Source organism: Mumia zhuanghuii (assembly GCF_042681565.1).
Classification (GTDB): domain Bacteria; phylum Actinomycetota; class Actinomycetes; order Propionibacteriales; family Nocardioidaceae; genus Mumia.
Genome location: NZ_JBHUFT010000008.1, coordinates 986,768 through 1,004,852, shown reverse-complemented (window position 1 = coordinate 1,004,852; position 18,085 = coordinate 986,768). Strand labels below are relative to the sequence as shown.

Here is an 18,085-nt window from a genome sequence, read left to right as displayed (position 1 = left end):
ATGGTCGCTGCTACTCAGCACCCGCGGAAATCTTTTCGCAACCTGCGTCCGCTACGGTCCTCTTCACACGCACGGTTGCCGCGTACAACCGGATGCCGTCAACTTCGCGCCGGTTTCATAACGGCTTGGAATCTTCGGGGTTCGGAAGCACCGCCGCTGTGCTACAACGATGCAGTTAATGCATTGGGACGCACGTCCGCCCCGAGACGATCCACGGGCCGGGCACCAACGAATCGGAGGACACCATCGTGTCTCGTTCCACGAAGGCGCTCGCAGTAGCCGCAGCGCTGACCCTGGCCCTGGCCGGGTGTGCCAACAACGACGACGACGGCGGCGGCAGCGACAACAGCTCCACAGCGCCTGAGCTCGAGGTCCAGACCTCGATCGAGGCTCCTGCGGACGCCGTCACGCCTGCAGGCGACGGCAAGGCCGAGTGCCCGGCGACGACCACCCTCGCCTACATCGGTGCCGAGACCGGCCCCAACGCCCAGCTGGGCATCAACATCGTCAACGGCGTCCAGCTCGCGATCAACGAGCACAACGAGGCCAACAAGGACTGCCAGGTCCAGCTGCGCAAGTTCGACACCGAGGGCGACCCCAACAAGGCGACCGGCCCGGTGACGCAGGCGACCAACGACGAGAACATCATCGGAGTCATCGGTCTTCCGTTCTCCGGTGAGTCGAAGGCGACCGGCAACATCCTCGAGCAGGCCGGCCTCGTCCACATCACGCCGTCGGCGACCAACCCGCTGCTGACGACCAACGGCTGGACGACCTTCTTCCGTGGTCTGGGCAACGACAACGTCCAGGGCCCGGCCGTCCCAACTCTCGCCGAGAAGATCGGCGCCAAGAGCGTCTACGTCGTCCAGGACGACTCCGACTACGGCATCGGCCTCGCCACCTCGACCACCGAGGCGCTCGCCGACAGCCTCGCCGGCACCGACGCGGTGACAACGGGTCAGAAGGACTTCTCGGCGACGATCTCCAAGATCCTCGCGGAGAACCCGGATGCGGTGTTCTACTCGGGCTACTACGCCGAGGCTGCGCCGTTCAACCAGCAGCTGGTGGCCAAGGGCTACAAGGGCGCCTTCATCGGCCCTGACGGCGTCAAGGACGACCAGTTCATCAAGCAGGCCGGCGATGCCTCGAGCAACGCCTACTTCACCTGCCCGTGCATCCCGGGCGAGCTGATCACCAGCTTCGCCGACGCCTACGAGAAGGTCTCGAACGGCACTGCTCCGGGCACCTACTCGGTCGAGGGCTACGACGCCACGACGGTGCTCCTCGCGGGCATCGACGCCGGCAACCAGGACCGCGCGAAGCTGAAGGACTGGGTCAAGAACTACGACGCCCAGGGCATCAGCAAGAAGTTCAAGTGGGACGAGACCGGTGAGCTCACCGAGCTTCCCGTTTACGGCTACAAGGTTCAGGACGGCAAGATCGTCTCGGTCGGCGTGATCGAGTAACGAGCCAGCTGTCAACGGAGGGGGTCCGTCTCATCAAGACGGGCCCCCTCTCTGCTCATCCGACTCCCAAAAGGAGCCCTAGTGGACCAGTGGATCACGCTCGACTGGGATGCCCTGGGTGCGAACTTCTGGAGCGCGACCGTCGATGGACTCACATTCGGCGGGATCTACGCGCTCGTCGCGCTTGGCTACACCCTTGTGTACGGCGTTCTCAACCTCATCAACTTCGCGCACTCCGAGGTCTTCATCGTCGGTGCGTACGCGATCGTCTTCACCCTCACGTCGCTCGGCTTCGGCCCGTCGGTGCCCAACCTCGAGTGGTACCAGATCGCCGCGAACCTCTTGCTCGCCGTCATCTTCGGCATGCTGGCCTCGGCGATCACCGCATTCATCGTCGAACGTGTCGCCTACAAACCCCTGCGCGTCAAAGGCGCACCACGGCTGGTGTTCCTGATCTCCGCGATCGGTATGTCGTTCGTCATCCAGTACCTGATCTTCGTCTGGCGCGGACCCAACCCCGAGCCGTCGGTGATCATGTTCGAGAACAAGGCGATCTTCGACATCGGCGGGACCCTGATCTACTTCGACTCGATCCTCATCGTGACGGCAGCGATCTTCATGATGATCCTGGTCGATCAGTTCATCCGGCGCACCAAGCTCGGGCGCGGCATCCGCGCCGTGGCCCAGGACCCCGACACGGCAACGCTGATGGGCGTCAACCGTGAGCGGATCATCATCAGCACGTTCATCATCGGCGGACTCCTCGCCGGCGTGGCCGCGCTCTTCTACGTGATGAAGGTGCCCTCGGGCGTCCTCTACCTCGGCGGCTTCGTCCTGGGCGTCAAGGCGTTCACCGCCGCCGTCCTCGGCGGCATCGGAAACGTCCGCGGCGCGCTCCTCGGTGGCCTGCTTCTGGGGTTGATCGGCAACTACGGCCAGATCCTGCTCGGGAGCGCACAGTGGACCGACGTGGTCTGCTTCGTGGTCCTGATCATCGTCCTGATGGTCCGGCCGGAGGGCATCCTCGGCAGCAACCTCGGAAAGGTGAGGGCATGAGCACCGGTACGCCGATGGGCGGGGCCTCGGAGTCCCAGGCCCGCGCCGACGAGCTGGTCGAGGAGACCACGAAGCCGTCCCGCCTCCGGGGCCTCTCGGACTGGTGGAACCACCTTCCCCGGGTCGGCCAGTGGGGCTTCCTGCTGATCGCCGTCGCGGCCGCGTTCGCGCTGCCCCTGGTCAACATCCCGCTGCTCACGACCGAGCCGGGCAACAACTGGCCGCTCGCCTGTGCCGAGATGGCTCGCTACGCCCTGGTCGCGATCGGCCTCAACGTCGTCGTCGGCCAGGCCGGTCTCCTCGACCTCGGCTATGTCGGCTTCTTCGCAGTCGGCGCCTACGTCGCCGCGCTGTGGACGTCACCCGACTCGACGATGGTCCACATCCCCTACCTCCTGACCCTGCCGCTCGCGGCCATGGTCACGGTGGTGTTCGGCGTGCTGCTCGGCATCCCGACGCTACGGCTACGAGGGGACTACCTCGCGATCGTGACGCTCGGGTTCGGCGAGATCATCCGTCTGCTGGCGACGATCATCCCCGCGCTAAAGGGTCAGGTCGGCTTCCAAAACGTCGGCCGCCCGCCGGGTGAGAACGCCGACGGCAACCCTGTCTTCGCCAACAGCGAGGGCGCCCCCTGGTACTGGCTGACGATCACGGTGATCATCATCGTCATGATCGCGCTCGGCAACCTCGAGCGCTCCCGCGTCGGCCGCAACTGGATCGCCCTGCGCGAGGACGAGGACGCCGCCGAGATCATGGGCGTCCCGACGTTCCGCTACAAGCTGTGGGCGTTCGGCATCGGTGCTGCCCTCGGCGGTTCCGCGGGCGCGATTGCGGCCGGCCAGATCGGGTTCGTCAACAACCAGCGTTTCGACGTCCAGATGTCGATCATGTTCCTCGTGGCCGTCGTGCTCGGCGGTCAGGGCAACAAGTTCGGTGCGATCATCGGCGGCGCGCTCGTGGCGTACATCCCGCTGCGGTTCACCGCGATCGCCGAGTACAAGTACCTCATCTTCGGTGCCGTGCTCGTCGTTCTGATGATCTTCCGTCCGCAGGGGCTGTTCGGGAAGCGTCCGCACCTGCTCACGTTCGAACGGCGTGCGCACAAACGGATCGCCAACCTCGCCAACGCACCGACGTCCGCACCCGTCGCGAAGGAGGCCGGCAAGTGACCGAGCACCCCAGTCCCCCGGCGACGCCGAAGCCGGATGCGCCTCCGCCGCTCGACTCTGAGGTAGCGCAGCTCGCTGCCGCGGAGCGCGAGATCGCTGTCGACGTCGGCGACAAGCTGGTCGAGATCCGGAACCTCACGGTCCGCTTCGGTGGTCTGACCGCGCTCGACGACGTCTCGTTCGACATCAAGCGCGGCGAGATCCTCGGGCTCATCGGCCCGAACGGTGCCGGCAAGACGACGTGCTTCAACGCGATGACCGGCGTCTACCGTCCGAGCTCGGGCCAGGTCCTCCTCGAGAACGAGCCGATCGGGCGCAGCAAGCAGCACAAGATCACCCGACGCGGCATCGCCCGCACGTTCCAGAACGTGCGTCTGTTCGGTGAGATGACGGCGCTCGAGAACGTCGTGGTAGGCCTCGACGCCCGCCACAAGACAGGCGTCTGGGGGTCGCTCTTCCGCACCCCGCGGCTCTACCGCGAGGAAAAGGAAGCCATCGATCGCGGCATGGCGCTGCTGGAGTTCGTCGGGATCGCCGACAAGGCGGTCGTCCAGGCGAGCGGGCTTCCTTACGGCTACCAGCGCCGCCTCGAGATCGCGCGTGCACTCGCGACGGACCCGAAGCTGCTGTGCCTCGACGAGCCTGCGGCCGGCTTCAACCCTGCGGAGAAGGAAGAGCTCATGGAGCTCATCCGCACGATCCGCGCGGACGGCTACACGGTGCTGCTCATCGAGCACGACATGCGGCTCGTGATGGGCGTGACCGACCGGATCGTGGTCCTGGAGTTCGGCAAGAAGATCGCCGACGGGCTCCCCAAAGACATCCGCAACGACCCGACGGTCATCGCTGCCTACCTCGGAGAGGAAGACTGACGTGGCGTTGCTCGAGATCAACGACGTCTCTGTCCACTACGGCCGCATCCAGGCGCTGCACGGCATCTCATTGACCGTCAACGAGGGTGAGATCGTGACTCTCATCGGCGCCAACGGTGCCGGCAAGACGACGACGATGCGCGCCCTCGCCGGACTGCTCAGCCTGTCGTCCGGCAGCGTGACGTTCGAGGGCGAGGACATCTCCAAGCTCGCCGGGCACAAGCGTGTCGTCCGCGGCATCTCGCTGACTCCCGAGGGCCGAGGCATCTTCCCGGCGATGACGGTCCGCGAGAACCTCGAGATGGGCACGTACGCGCTCAAGGGCCGGACGACCGTCGACGAGAGCTTCGACAGGGTGTTCGAGCTGTTCCCCCGTCTCAAGGAGCGCGAAGCGCAGGCCGGCGGCACGCTGTCGGGCGGTGAGCAGCAGATGCTCGCGATCGGACGTGCCCTCATGGGCCGGCCGAAGGTCCTTCTCCTCGACGAGCCCTCGATGGGTCTGGCGCCGCAGTTCATCCGCCAGATCTTCTCGATCATCTCGCAGGTCAACGAGCAGGGCATCACGGTCCTCCTCGTCGAGCAGAACGCCAACCAGGCGCTCAGCCGCGCCGACCGTGCGTACGTGCTGGAGACGGGTCGCATCACGCGGTCCGGCACCGGTGCGGAGCTGCTCGCGGATCCCGCGGTCAAGGAGGCCTACCTCGGCGTTGCCTGACGCCTCGCCGTACGGGGGTCACTCCCCCAAGGCAAACGTCGCGCCCCACCTGTTCATTCAGGTGGGGCGCGACGTTTGCGTGGGGCCCCATGCAAAGGGCCTGGTGGTCCGAGTCTGGCGTCAGTCGCGCACCAGGCGCGTCGAGTACGCCGGGGAGATGCCCTTGATCGCGTCACCCATCCGGTGGACGCGCAGCGCGTTGGTCGAGCCAGGGATCCCCGGGGGGCTGCCGGCGACGATGACCACCTCGTCGCCCTCGGCACACAACGCGATCTCGAGCAGCGCCCGGTCGACCTGGAGCACCATCATGTCCGTGTGCTCGACCTCCGGGACGAGGAACGACTGCACGCCCCACGAAAGCGCGAGCTGGTTGCGTACGACCGGGTCGGGGGTGAACGCCAGGACCGGCACGGTCGAGCGGTAGCGAGTCATCCGGCGCGCGCTGTCGCCCGAGGTCGTGAAGGCGCAAAGGAACTTCGCACCGACGGCCTGGGCCACCTCGGACGCCGCGCGGCCGATCACGCCGCTGCGGGTCTTGGGGTTCCAGTGGTACGCGGCCATGCGCGGCAGGCCGTGCTCCTCGGTGCTCTCGACGATGCGCGCCATCGTGCGCACCGTCTCTATGGGGTACTCCCCCACGCTGGTCTCGCCGGAGAGCATCACGGCATCGGCGCCGTCGAGCACGGCGTTGGCGACGTCAGAGGCCTCGGCACGAGTCGGGCGCGGAGCAGAGATCATCGACTCGAGCATCTGGGTCGCGACGATCACCGGCTTGGCGTTGCGTCGCGCCTTCTCGACGATCAGCTTCTGGACGACCGGGACGTCCTCGAGCGGCAGCTCGACGCCGAGGTCGCCGCGCGCGACCATCACACCGTCGAAGGCGTTCATGATCTCGTCGAGGTTCTCCACCGCCTGCGGCTTCTCGATCTTGGCGATGACCGGGCGGCGTACGCCCTCTTCATCCATGATCGCGTGGACGTCGTCGACATCGGCACCCCGACGGACGAACGACAACGCGATGAAGTCGACGCCGGTGCGCAGGGCCCAGCGGAGGTCGTCGCGGTCCTTCTGTGACAGCGCGGGCACGCTGACGTTCACACCGGGAAGGTTGATGCCCTTGTTGTTGCTGAGCACGCCGGGGACCTCGCACACGGTGACAACGTCGGTCTCGGTGACCTCCGTGGCGCGCAGCCGTACCTTGCCGTCGTCGATGAGGATCGTGTCGCCCGGCTTCACATCCCCGGGCAGGCCGTCGTACGTCGTCGAGCAGCGCTCGCTGTCGCCAGGCACGTCCTGCGTCGTGATGGTGAAGACGTCCCCGACAGCGAGCGGGACGGGCCCCGACGCGAACCTGCCGAGCCGGATCTTGGGGCCCTGGAGGTCGGCCAGCACCGCGATGGGCTCGCCGAGCACCTCCGCCGCGTGCCGCGTCCACTCGTACGAGCGGTCGTGGGTCGCGTGGTCACCGTGGCTGAGGTTGAGGCGGGCGACGTTCATGCCCGCGCGGGCAAGCTCGAGGATCTTCTCCTCGGACCAGACGGCGGGACCAATGGTGCAGACGATCTTTGCTCTACGCACCCGTCAACCCTAGAACGCGTGGCCGGACGTGCGCGACCCGACCCACGAAGTTTGTTGTTTCGTCAGCAGAATTTCTCGAAGGGTGGGACGCCCCCACCCGTCCGCGTTGTGAAAGCAATCTGCCCCTTTCCGAGGTCGGAAAGGGGCAGATTGCTTTCACAACGCGGACGGCGTCAGACGACGAGCGGACGCTCCGTGGGGAGGATCGGCGCAGGCAGGTTGGTCGAGCCGTTGAGATAGGCGTCGACGCCGGCCGCGCACGCGCGACCCTCGGCGAGCGCCCACACGATCAGCGACTGCCCACGGCCCGCGTCGCCGGCGGCGAACACGCCATCGATGTCGGTCATGTACGAGGAGTCGCGCGCGACGTTGCCCCGCTCGTCCAGGCTCGCACCGAGCTGCGCGACGACACCGTCGGTCTCCGGGCCGGTGAAGCCCATCGCGAGCAGCACGAGCTGTGCCGGGATCTCGCGGACACTCCCCTCGACCTCCTGGAAGCGGCCATCGACCATCTCGACCTCGACCATCCGCAACGCACGGACGTGGCCGTCCTCGTCGCCGAGGAACTCCTGCGTCGAGACCGCGTAGACACGCTCGCCGCCCTCCTCGTGCGCCGAGGCGACCCGGTAGGTCATCGGGTACGTCGGCCACGGCTGGTGGCCGGGACGCTCCTCGCTCGGACGCGGCATGATCTCCAGCTGCGTGATCGAACGGGCCTGCTGGCGGATGGCGGTGCCGAGACAGTCGGCACCGGTGTCGCCGCCGCCGATGATGACGACGTCCTTGCCCTCGGCCGTGATCTGGCCGTCGACACTCTCGCCCCGGGCGACACGGTTGGCCTGCGGGAGGTACTCCATGGCCTGGTGGATGCCGCCGAGCTCGCGCCCGACGGTCGGCAGGTCACGGCGTACGGTCGCGCCGGTCGCGAGGACCACGGCGTCGTAGCGGTCGCGCAGCTGCTCGCCCGTCAGGTCGACCCCGACGGCGACGCCGTTGCGGAAGATGGTGCCTTCGGCCGTCATCTGCTCGATCCGGCGGTCCAGGACGGACTTCTCCATCTTGAACTCCGGGATGCCGTAGCGGAGCAGACCGCCAGGCGCGTCGTCACGCTCGTACACGGCGACGGTGTGTCCGGCGCGCGTGAGCTGCTGGGCGACCGCGAGACCAGCCGGTCCCGAGCCGATGACTGCGACGGTCTTGCCCGTGAGCCACTCCGGCGGCTCGGGCGTGACGCGACCGTCGTCCCAGGCGCGGTCGATGATCGACACCTCGACGTTCTTGATGGTCACGGCCTCGCGGTTGATGCCGACGACGCACGCCGTCTCGCACGGTGCGGGGCACAGGCGCCCGGTGAACTCCGGGAAGTTGTTCGTCGCGTGCAGCCGCGAGAGCGCCGCCTCCCAGTCGTCACGCCAGACGAGCTCGTTCCACTCGGGGATGAGGTTGCCGAGCGGGCAGCCGCTGTGGCAGAACGGGATGCCGCAGTCCATGCAGCGGCCGGCCTGCTCGGTGATGATCGGCAGGAGCGCCCGCCCCGGCGTGCCGGGATAGACCTCGTTCCAGTCGTGGATGCGCTCCCCGACCGGCCGCCGCGGCGCGAGCTGGCGCGGCGTCTTCATGAAACCCTTCGGATCAGCCACGGATCGCTGCCTCCATCATCGCTGCGGTGGTCTCGTCCTCGCCGAGACCGGCCTCCTGGGCTGCGGCACGCGCCTGCAGCACCCTGCGGTAGTCGACCGGCATGACCTCGGTGAACCGGACGAGCGAGGTCGTCCAGTCGGCGAGAAGCGTGCGGGCGACCTCCGATCCGGTTTCCTCGGCGTGCCGGGTGACGAGCCCCTTGAGCTCGTCGGCGTCACCGACCTCGTGGACCTCGACCATGTCGCGGTTGACCAGGTCGTGGTCGAGATCGAGGACGTACGCGACACCGCCGCTCATGCCCGCCGCGACGTTGCGGCCGGTGGCGCCGAGGATCACGACGCGCCCGCCGGTCATGTACTCGAGCGCGTGGTCGCCCACGCCCTCCACGACCGCCGTCGCACCGGAGTTGCGGACGCAGAAGCGCTCGCCGGCGCGGCCACGGACGAAGATCTCGCCGCTCGTCGCGCCGTACCCGATGACGTTGCCGGCGATGATCTGCTCCTCGGCGACGAACCCCGCCTCGCGCGACGGCCGGATCACCAGCCGCCCGCCCGACAGGCCCTTGCCGACGTAGTCGTTCGCGTCGCCCTCGAGGCGCAGCGTGATGCCGCGCGGGACGAAGGCACCGAACGACTGACCGGCCGACCCGGTGAACGTGATGTCGATCGTGTCGTCAGGCAGACCCGCGCCGCGGTAGCGCTTGGTCACCTCGTGGCCGAGCATCGTGCCGACCGTGCGGTTGACGTTGCGGATCTCCAGCTGCGCCCGTACCGGCTCGCCACGCTCGAGCGCGTCGGCGGACAACGCGATCAGCTCGTTGTCGAGCGCGCGCTCGAGACCGTGATCCTGGCCGGTGGTGTGGTGCAGCGCCGCACCCTCGGGCAGCGCCGGCACGTGCAGGATCGGCGTCAGGTCGAGCCCGCTGGCCTTCCAGTGCGCGATCGCTTCACGTGAGTCGAGCGTCTCGACGTGCCCAACGGCCTCGTCGATCGAGCGGAAGCCCAGCGCGGCGAGGTGCTCGCGCACCTCCTCGGCGATGTACTCGAAGAAGTTCACGATGAACTCCGGCTTGCCCGAGAACTTCTTGCGCAGCTCACGGTTCTGCGTGGCGACGCCCACCGGGCAGGTGTCGAGGTGGCAGACCCGCATCATGATGCAGCCGGACACGACCAGCGGAGCGGTCGCGAAGCCGAACTCCTCGGCACCGAGCAGCGCCGCCACGATGACGTCGCGGCCGGTCTTGAGCTGCCCGTCGGCCTGGACGACGATGCGCTCACGCAGCCCGTTGAGCAGCAGCGTCTGCTGCGTCTCGGCGAGGCCGAGCTCCCACGGGCCGCCGGCGTGCTTGAGCGACGTCAGCGGCGACGCCCCCGTACCGCCATCGTTGCCCGAGATCAGCACGACGTCCGCGTGCGCCTTGGAGACACCGGCGGCGACCGTACCGACACCGACCTCCGCGACCAGCTTGACGTGGACCCGCGCGGACGGGTTCGCGTTCTTGAGATCGTGGATGAGCTGCTTGAGGTCCTCGATCGAGTAGATGTCGTGGTGGGGCGGCGGCGAGATGAGACCGACACCCGGCGTCGAGTGACGCGTCTTGGCGACCCACGGATAGACCTTCGGCCCGGGCAGCTGACCGCCCTCGCCGGGCTTGGCACCCTGCGCCATCTTGATCTGGATGTCGTCGGAGTTCGTGAGGTACTCCGCCGTGACGCCGAAGCGACCCGACGCGACCTGCTTGATCGCGCTGCGACGCTCCGGGTCGTAAAGACGCTCCGGATCCTCGCCACCCTCGCCGGTGTTGGACTTGCCGCCGAGGCGGTTCATCGCGATAGCGAGGGTCTCGTGCGCCTCCTGGCTGATCGACCCGTACGACATCGCACCGGTCGAGAACCGCTTGACGATCGCGGAGACCGGCTCGACCTCGTCGATCGGCACGGCCGGGCGGACGTCCTCCCTGAGCTTGAGGAGCCCACGCAGCGTCATCAGCCGCTCCGACTGGTCGTCGACACGCTGCGTGTACTGCTTGAAGACGTCGTAGCGGCCCGCGCGCGTCGCGTGCTGGAGCCGGAAGACGGTCTCGGGGTCGAACAGGTGCTCGGCACCGTCGCGGCGCCACTGGTACTCGCCGCCGACGTCGAGCTGGCGGCGCGACGCGGAGATGCCGGACGTCGGGTACGCCTTGGCGTGCCGCATCCGCACCTCCTCCGCGACGACGCCGAGGTCGATGCCGCCCAGACGCGAGGTCGTCCCCGTGAAGTAGCGGGCGACGAGCTCGCCGGACAGGCCGACGGCCTCGAAGATCTGCGCCCCCGTGTACGAGGCGACCGTCGAGACGCCCATCTTGGACATCACCTTGAGCACGCCCTTGCCGAGCGCGTAGCGCAGGTTGGCCACGGCCTTCTCGGGTGCGACTCCGTCGACGTAGACGGCGCTGCGGGCGAGGTCCTCGGCCGTCTCCAGCGCGAGGTACGGGTTGACCGCCGACGCGCCGTAGCCGAGCAGCAGCGCGACGTGGTGCACCTCGCGGACGTCGCCGGTCTCGACGAGCAGGCCCACGCGGGTGCGGGTCTTCTCGCGGACCAGATGGTGGTGCAGCGCGCCGGTCATCAGCAGCGACGGGATAGGAGCCAGCTCGTGGTTGGAGTGGCGGTCCGACAGGACGATGATGCGCGCGCCGTCGGCGATCGCGGCGGAGACCTCGGTGCACAGGTCGTCGAGGCGTTTGCGTAGCGCGTCCGCGCCACCGCCCACCTCGTACAGACCGCGCACCACGTACGTCGACAGGCCCGGCATGTTGCCGTGCCGGTTGACGTGGCGGATCTTGGCCAGCTCGTCGTTGGTGATCACCGGGAAGGACATCTGCAGCTGGCGGCACGACGCCGGCGTCGCGTCGAGCAGGTTGCCCTCGGCGCCGACCGTGCTCAGCAGCGACGTGACAAGCTCCTCGCGGATCGCGTCGAGCGGCGGGTTCGTGACCTGCGCGAACAGCTGGTTGAAGTAGTCGAACAGCAGTCGTGAGCGGTTCGACAGCACGGCGATGGGCGTGTCGGTGCCCATCGAGCCGATCGGCTCCGCACCCGTGCGCGCCATCGGCGCGAGGAGGATGCGCAGCTCCTCCTCGGTGTAGCCGAAGACCTGCTGGCGTCGCGTCACCGACGCGTGGGTGTGGACGACGTGCTCGATGTCGGGGAGGTCCGAGAACCGGACCAGGCCCGAGTAGAGCCACTCCTCGTACGGGTGGTCGCCGGCGAGCGCGGACTTGATCTCGTCGTTGCCGACCACGCGGTGCTCGTCGAGGTCGAGCAGGAACATCTGCCCGGGCTCGAGGCGGCCCTTGCGGACGATCGTCGCGGGGTCGAGGTCGAGGACGCCGGCCTCGGAGGCGAGCACGACGAGCCCGTCCTCGGTCTGCCAGAAGCGGCCCGGGCGCAGCCCGTTGCGGTCGAGCACCGCCCCGATCTGGGTGCCGTCGGTGAAGACGACGCAGGCCGGTCCGTCCCAGGGCTCCATCATCGTGGAGTGGAACTCATAGAAGGCCCGCAGCTTCGGGTCCATCTCGGGGTTGTTCTCCCACGCCTCCGGGATCATCATCATCACGGCGTGAGGGAGGCTGCGACCGCCGAGGTGCAGCAGCTCGAGCGCCTCGTCGAACGACGCCGAGTCGGAGTCCTCCGGGTCGACGATCGGGAAGAGTCGCGTCAGGTCGCCGGGGATCAGGTCGGATTCGAGCAGCGCCTCACGCGCCCGCATCCAGTTGCGGTTGCCGCGCGCGGTGTTGATCTCGCCGTTGTGCGCGATGAAGCGGAACGGGTGAGCGAGCGGCCAGCTCGGGAAGGTGTTGGTCGAGAACCGGCTGTGCACGACCGCGAGCGCCGATGCGATCCGGGGATCGGTGAGGTCGGCGAAGAAGTTGTCGAGCTGGTCGGTCGTCAGCATGCCCTTGTAGGTGAGCGTGCGCGCGGACAGCGACGGGAAGTAGACGTCAAGCTCGTGCTCGGCGCGCTTGCGCAGCGCGAACGTCACCCGGTCGAGGGCGATCCCCGCACGCTCACCGGCCGCGTCGGCGACGAAGAGCTGGGCGAACGACGGCATCGCGCCGCGCGCGGTCGAGCCGAGGATCATCGGATCGATCGGCACCTCGCGCCATCCGAGGACCTCGAGGCCCTCCTCGGCCGCGAGCGCCTCGACGGCCTTGCGGGCTGTCGCCGCCGCGTCCGTGTCGACCGGCAGGAAGCCGATCCCGACCGCATAACAGCCGGCCTCAGGCAGCACGAAGTCGACCACGTCACGCAGGAACGCGTCAGGCACCTGGATGAGGATGCCGGCACCGTCGCCGGAGTCGACCTCCGCGCCCACGGCACCGCGGTGGTCAAGGTTGCGCAGGGCGGTCAGGCCCTGCGCGACGATCTCATGGGTGGCCTGGCCCGTCAGGGTCGCGACGAAGGCGACGCCACAGGCGTCGTGCTCGTCCTCGCCGGAGTAAAGGCCTTGAGCTGGGGGAATCCCGCGCATGCCGCTTCTCCCGTCGTCATCGCTATGGCGCTGCGGACGGGGGCTCGCAAGACTGAGTTGCTCAAAAGTGCGAGATGCCGGTCCGTCAGCGGGGAACAACCACACCGAAGGGACGACCTTGGCCCTCACATGGCCTGCCCAGGTTACACGATTGTTGCCGGCTCCGACTCTGCGGTACGTCTCGTCCGTACGGGGACACCGGAGCGTGTCAGGCCGAGACTCCGCCGACCAACGTCCCGACCAGGAACGTCAGGCCCGCGGCGGCACTGCCGAGAACGAGCTGACGCAGACCGCCGAACCACCACGGGCGGTCGGTGATCGCCGTGACGAGCGCCCCCGTCCCGAACAGCGCCAGCAGCGACACGGCGACCGTCGGCACCATCGACGTGATGCCGAAGATCAGCGGTAGCAGCGGGATGAGCGCGCCGACGGCGAACGAGAGGAACGAGGAGACCGCCGCGAGCATCGGCGAGGGGAGGTCCTCCGTGTCGACACCGAACTCCTCGCGGGCATGAACCCGTACGGCGTTGTCAGGGTCGCTGTGGATCTGCTGGGCCACCTCGCGCGCCACGCTCTCGTCGACGCCCTTCGCGACGAACATCGACGCCAGCTCGGCCTGCTCCTGCGCGTCGTGACGCAAGATCTCGCGCCGCTCGCGCTCGACCTCGGCACGGGCGAACTCGGCCTGGCTGGCCACCGACGTGTACTCGCCGACGGCCATCGAGAAGGCACCGGCCGCCAGCCCGGCAACGCCGGCGATGATCACCGGCTTGGGGTCGTCCGTGCCGCCCGCCATGCCCATGATGAGCGCGAAGTTCGACACGAGACCGTCAGAGGCGCCGAACACCGAGGGGCGCAGCCAGCCGCCCGTGACGTCAGGATGCTCCTTGCCGATCGTCTCGGGATCGGGGAGCGGGTACGGCTCCCCGGACGACTCCTGCGGCGCCCGTGCCTCGGTCATGCCACGAATCTACGACCGGGAGCCGTCGCCGTCATCCAAGGATGGGCTTGCCTCAGCCGTGTCGTCAGACACGTCCCCCTTGGGCTCCGCGTCATCCTTGACCGCCGCGTCGCCGTCACCGGCGTCGGACGAGTCGTCGGCGTCGTCGTCCGCCGCAGAGTCGTCACGAGAGGCAGACGGGTCGACCTGGACGACCGTCTCGCGTGCACCACGGCCTGTCTTGGTGAGCCACACGAACAACGCGACGGCCGCGACGAACAGCACCAGCGACGTCCACTGGTTGAGGCGCAGGCCGAGGAACTCGTGGGCGGTGTCGATGCGCATGCCCTCGATCCAGAACCTGCCCGCGGTGTAGATCGCCACGTACAGCGCGACCACGCGGCCACCGCCCAGCTTGAAGCGGCGATCGGCCCAGATGAGGACGAAGAACCCGGCGAGGCTCCACAGCGACTCGTACAGGAAGGTCGGGTGGAACGTCTCGAACTGCTCGTAGCCGACCGGTCGGTGCGACGCGTCGATCTCGAGGCCCCACGGGCTGTCGGTCGGGCTGCCGAAGAGCTCCTGGTTGAACCAGTTGCCCCAGCGACCGATCGCCTGTCCGAGCAGGACACCCGGCGCGAGCGCGTCGGCGAACGGCGCGAACTTGATGCCGTGGCGACGGCAGCCGATGTAGGCCCCGAGCGCGCCGAGCGCGACCGCGCCCCAGATGCCGAGGCCGCCCTCCCAGATGTAGAGCGCCTTGATCGGTTCCCGACCCTCTGCGAAGTAGAGCTCGGGGTTGGTGACGACGTGGTAGAGGCGAGCGCCGACCAGGCCGAACGGGATCGCCCACACGGCGACGTCCGCGACCGCGCCGGGCTTGCCGCCCCGGGCCTGGAACCGCTTCTCGCTGACCCAGATCGCAGCGACGACGCCAGCGATGATGCACAGGGCGTACGCGCGGAGCGGGAACGGGCCGAGCTCCCAGACGGACTGGGACGGGCTCGGGATCGAGGCGAGGATCACGGGAGGGCTCCCTTGTCAGGGGTGGGAACGAGGGTACGGGCGCGCTCGACGCCGGCACGCAGGTCCTCGGCCAGGCGGCGTACGCCGGCGATGCCGCGGGCGGTGTCGGTGCCCGCGTCGAGTAGCTGCGAGACGAGGGCAGAGCCGACGATCACGGCGTCGGCGAACGCGCCGACCTCGGCCGCCTGGTCACCGTTGCTGACGCCCAGCCCCACGCCGACCGGGATGTCGGAGTGGGTACGGACGCGCGCGACGAGCGCCGGCGCCGCCGTGCTGGTCGCGGCGCGCGCACCGGTCACACCCATCACTGCCGTCGCGTACAGGAAGCCACTGGAGGCCTTCGCGGTCATCGCGAGGCGCTCGTCGGTCGAGGACGGGGCGACGAGGAACACGCGGTCGAGCCCGTGCGCGGACGACGCCTCGACCCACTCCCCCGCCTCGTCAGGGATCAGGTCAGGCGTGATGAGCCCCGCACCGCCGACCGCTGCGAGCCGGGAGGCGAACGTGTCGACGCCCACCCGCTCGATGGGGTTCCAGTAGGTCATCACGAGCGTCGGCGCACCGGTCGCGGCGACTGCCTCGACGGTGTCGAACACGTCGGCGATCTTCGTACCGGCCGCCAGGGCCGCGTCAGCGGCGCGCTGGATCGTCGGGCCGTCCATCACCGGGTCGGAGTAGGGGAGACCGATCTCGACGATGTCGACACCGCCCTCGACCATCGCCACCATCGCGTCGATCGCGGTCTGCTTGTCAGGGAAGCCGGCGGGGAGATAGCCGACCAGGGCCGGGCGGTTCTCCGCGCGCGTGCGCGCCAGCAGGTCGGCGAGCGCGCTCATGCCTTGCCTCCGTCGTCGAGCAGGCCGAAGTATTCCGCGGCGGTGTGCACGTCCTTGTCGCCACGCCCCGAGAGGTTGACCAGAATGGTCGCCGGCCGTCCCAGCTCCTCGGCGAGCTGCGGCGCGATCCGCAGCGCACCCGCGATCGCGTGCGCCGACTCGATGGCCGGGATGATGCCCTCGGTCTTGCAGAGCAGGTCGAACGCGGCCATCGCCTCGTCGTCGGTCACCGGCTCGTACGTCGCGCGACCGGTCTCCGCGAGATAGGCGTGCTCGGGTCCGACGCCGGGATAGTCGAGCCCGGCCGAGATCGAGTGCGACTCGATGGTCTGACCGTCCTCGTCCTGGAGGAGGTAGGAGCGGGTGCCGTGCAGGACGCCGACGTCACCGGCCGTGATGGTGGCCGCGTGGCGTCCGGTCTCGAACCCGTCGCCACCGGCCTCGAAGCCGTACAGGCGCACCGCCTCGTCGTTCAGGAAGCCGGCGAACAGCCCGATCGCGTTGGACCCGCCGCCGACGCAGGCCACCGCCGCGTCGGGGAGGCCGCCGATCCGCTCGAACGACTGCGCGCGCGCCTCGTCGCCGATGCCGCGGGTCAGGTCGCGCACGATCTCGGGGAACGGGTGCGCGCCCGCGGCCGTGCCGAGCAGGTAGTGGGTGTCGTCGACCGTGCTGACCCAGTCACGCAGGGCCTCGTTGATCGCGTCCTTGAGCGTACGGCTGCCGGTGGTCACCGGGATCACCGTCGCGCCCAGCATCTGCATGCGGGCCACGTTGAGGGCCTGGCGCTGCGTGTCGACCTCGCCCATGTAGACGACGCACTCGAGGTCGAGGTAGGCGCAGGCCGTCGCGGTCGCGACCCCGTGCTGGCCGGCACCGGTCTCGGCGATCACGCGGTGCTTGCCCATCCGCTTGGCGAGCAGCGCCTGACCGAGCACGTTGCGGACCTTGTGGGCGCCGGTGTGGTTGAGGTCCTCGCGCTTGAGGAGGATCCGAGCCCCCGCCCGCTCCGACAGCCGCGTGGCCTCGTACAGCGGGCTCGGGATGTTGGCGTACTCACGCAGCATCCGGTCGAGCTCGGAGGTGAACGTCGGGTCGACGAGCGCCTCTCGCCAGGCGCGCTCGAGCTCGTCGAGAGGCGCGATGAGCGCCTCGGGCATGAAGCGCCCGCCGAACCGGCCGAAGTGGCCGTGCTCGTCGGGGAGGCTCGAGGGACGCGGGTCGGCCGAGGCCGAGGTGCTGGTCATGCGTCGATCCTTGCAGGTGGCGTCAACAGGTGTGTCGACGAGGACGGTGAGGGCCGAAGAAGTCGTCCACCGTCACCATCGGTGCTGCAGAGCGGGGTGCGACCCGGCCGCAACCAGGTCGGCGACGGTCGAGCGCGGGTTGCCGCCCGTCACCAGCGTCTCTCCGACCAGGACGACCTGTGCGCCCGCCCGGGCGTACTCGATGACGTCCTTGGTGTCACGCACTCCCGACTCGGCGACCTTCACGACCGAGTCAGGGATCAGCGGAGAGAGCCGGGAGAACGTGGTGCGGTCCACCTCGAGCGTCTTGAGGTTGCGGGCGTTGACACCCACGAGGTCGGCGCCGGCCGCGACCGCGCGCTCGACCTCCTCCTCGTCGTGCACCTCCACCAGCGGGGTCAGGCCGATCGAGCGCGCACGCTCGATCAGCGACTCCAGCGCCGGCTGGTCAAGTGCGGCGACGATCAGCAGCGCCATGTCGGCGCCCGCCGCACGGGCCTCCCAGAGCTGGTAGGAGGTCGTGATGAAGTCCTTGCGCAGGACCGGGCAGTCCACCTGAGCCCGGACCGCCTTCAGATCGTCCAGGCTGCCGGAGAAGCGCCGGCGCTCGGTCAGCACCGAGATCGCGGCCGCGCCGCCCTCGGCGTAGTCCACAGCCAGGGCTGCCGGATCCTTGATGTCGGCGAGGGAACCCTTGGACGGACTGGCTCGTTTGACCTCTGCGATGACCGAGACCCCGTCGGCGCGGAACGCCGGCATGGGGTCGAGCGCGAGGTCCTGACGGCTCGCACGCTCCTTGAGATCGTCGAGCGGGACCGCGGCCATGCGGTCCCCGAGGTCCTCGAGCACTCCTTCGAGGATGTCGTCGAGTACGGACATCGCCGACCTGCCTTCCCACCCGTAGACACCGCGTCGCGCTCGCCGCTGCGCCGCAGTCTGTCCTTCCCAGGGTAGCCAGCCGGGTGTGGGGAGGATCACCGCCCCCTGGTGGCATGGCTGTGCGGCAGAATGCACGCTGCGA

The 18,085-nt window shown here is 68.8% G+C and carries 13 protein-coding genes; 5 read left to right on the top strand and 8 right to left on the bottom strand.

Annotated elements, in window-relative coordinates; translation table 11 throughout:
- The first annotated feature begins 248 nt into the window (after window positions 1-248).
- From ACFSDF_RS13250 to ACFSDF_RS13230, 5 genes are all read left to right on the top strand, one after another.
- Window positions 249-1,466 (top strand): branched-chain amino acid ABC transporter substrate-binding protein, encoded by a 1,218-nt coding sequence (locus ACFSDF_RS13250; RefSeq protein ID WP_167008530.1) that lies wholly within the window; start codon window positions 249-251, stop codon window positions 1,464-1,466.
- An 81-nt stretch (window positions 1,467-1,547) separates the two neighbouring features.
- The gene (locus ACFSDF_RS13245) at window positions 1,548-2,522 is read left to right on the top strand and encodes a branched-chain amino acid ABC transporter permease (RefSeq protein WP_208322516.1); all 975 of its coding nucleotides are present in this window, start codon (window positions 1,548-1,550) and stop codon (window positions 2,520-2,522) included.
- Window positions 2,519-3,694 carry a branched-chain amino acid ABC transporter permease gene (locus ACFSDF_RS13240; protein ID WP_167008527.1) on the top strand — a complete coding sequence of 392 codons (1,176 nt, stop codon included), beginning with the start codon at window positions 2,519-2,521 and terminating at the stop codon, window positions 3,692-3,694. Before ACFSDF_RS13245 ends, ACFSDF_RS13240 begins: the two co-directional genes overlap by 4 nt.
- Complete coding sequence (locus ACFSDF_RS13235) at window positions 3,691-4,566, top strand: ABC transporter ATP-binding protein (RefSeq protein WP_167008524.1); 876 nt, start codon at window positions 3,691-3,693, stop codon at window positions 4,564-4,566. Before ACFSDF_RS13240 ends, ACFSDF_RS13235 begins: the two co-directional genes overlap by 4 nt.
- A 1-nt stretch (window position 4,567) precedes the next feature.
- Window positions 4,568-5,281, top strand: coding sequence for an ABC transporter ATP-binding protein (locus ACFSDF_RS13230; protein ID WP_167008521.1), 714 nt, complete (start codon window positions 4,568-4,570; stop codon window positions 5,279-5,281).
- Window positions 5,282-5,401: 120 nt separating this feature from the next.
- On the opposite strand, the gene pyk is transcribed toward ACFSDF_RS13230, so the two are convergent.
- The 8 genes from pyk to trpC form a co-directional block, all read right to left on the bottom strand.
- A complete protein-coding gene (gene pyk / locus ACFSDF_RS13225) occupies window positions 5,402-6,859 on the bottom strand; it encodes a pyruvate kinase (RefSeq protein ID WP_377157816.1) in 1,458 nt (485 codons plus the stop codon).
- A gap of 173 nt (window positions 6,860-7,032) precedes the next feature.
- The gene (locus ACFSDF_RS13220; protein ID WP_167008515.1) at window positions 7,033-8,499 is read right to left on the bottom strand and encodes a glutamate synthase subunit beta; all 1,467 of its coding nucleotides are present in this window, start codon (window positions 8,497-8,499) and stop codon (window positions 7,033-7,035) included.
- Window positions 8,492-13,015 carry a glutamate synthase large subunit gene (gene gltB / locus ACFSDF_RS13215; protein WP_167008512.1) on the bottom strand — a complete coding sequence of 1,508 codons (4,524 nt, stop codon included), beginning with the start codon at window positions 13,013-13,015 and terminating at the stop codon, window positions 8,492-8,494. The genes ACFSDF_RS13220 and gltB overlap by 8 nt, the downstream gene beginning before the upstream one ends.
- Before the next feature lie 208 nt (window positions 13,016-13,223).
- Window positions 13,224-13,976 (bottom strand): VIT1/CCC1 transporter family protein, encoded by a 753-nt coding sequence (locus tag ACFSDF_RS13210; protein ID WP_167008510.1) that lies wholly within the window; start codon window positions 13,974-13,976, stop codon window positions 13,224-13,226.
- A gap of 9 nt (window positions 13,977-13,985) precedes the next feature.
- A complete protein-coding gene (gene lgt, locus ACFSDF_RS13205; protein ID WP_377157813.1) occupies window positions 13,986-14,981 on the bottom strand; it encodes a prolipoprotein diacylglyceryl transferase in 996 nt (331 codons plus the stop codon).
- Window positions 14,978-15,817, bottom strand: coding sequence for a tryptophan synthase subunit alpha (trpA, locus tag ACFSDF_RS13200; protein ID WP_167008504.1), 840 nt, complete (start codon window positions 15,815-15,817; stop codon window positions 14,978-14,980). The genes lgt and trpA overlap by 4 nt, the downstream gene beginning before the upstream one ends.
- Window positions 15,814-17,064 (bottom strand): tryptophan synthase subunit beta, encoded by a 1,251-nt coding sequence (gene trpB / locus ACFSDF_RS13195; RefSeq protein ID WP_167008501.1) that lies wholly within the window; start codon window positions 17,062-17,064, stop codon window positions 15,814-15,816. The genes trpA and trpB overlap by 4 nt, the downstream gene beginning before the upstream one ends.
- Before the next feature lie 72 nt (window positions 17,065-17,136).
- Window positions 17,137-17,943, bottom strand: a complete 807-nt coding sequence (gene trpC / locus ACFSDF_RS13190) for an indole-3-glycerol phosphate synthase TrpC (RefSeq protein WP_167008499.1) — start codon at window positions 17,941-17,943, stop codon at window positions 17,137-17,139.
- Between the last annotated feature and the right edge of the window lie 142 nt (window positions 17,944-18,085).

Coding starts and splice junctions, on each gene's coding strand:
- ACFSDF_RS13240 (WP_167008527.1), top strand. CDS start 2,519: ATGAGCACCGGTACGCCGATGGGCGGGGCCTCGGAGTCCCAGGCCCGC.
- gltB (WP_167008512.1), bottom strand. CDS start 13,015: ATGCGCGGGATTCCCCCAGCTCAAGGCCTTTACTCCGGCGAGGACGAG.
- ACFSDF_RS13210 (WP_167008510.1), bottom strand. CDS start 13,976: ATGACCGAGGCACGGGCGCCGCAGGAGTCGTCCGGGGAGCCGTACCCG.
- trpA (WP_167008504.1), bottom strand. CDS start 15,817: ATGAGCGCGCTCGCCGACCTGCTGGCGCGCACGCGCGCGGAGAACCGC.
- trpB (WP_167008501.1), bottom strand. CDS start 17,064: ATGACCAGCACCTCGGCCTCGGCCGACCCGCGTCCCTCGAGCCTCCCC.
- trpC (WP_167008499.1), bottom strand. CDS start 17,943: ATGTCCGTACTCGACGACATCCTCGAAGGAGTGCTCGAGGACCTCGGG.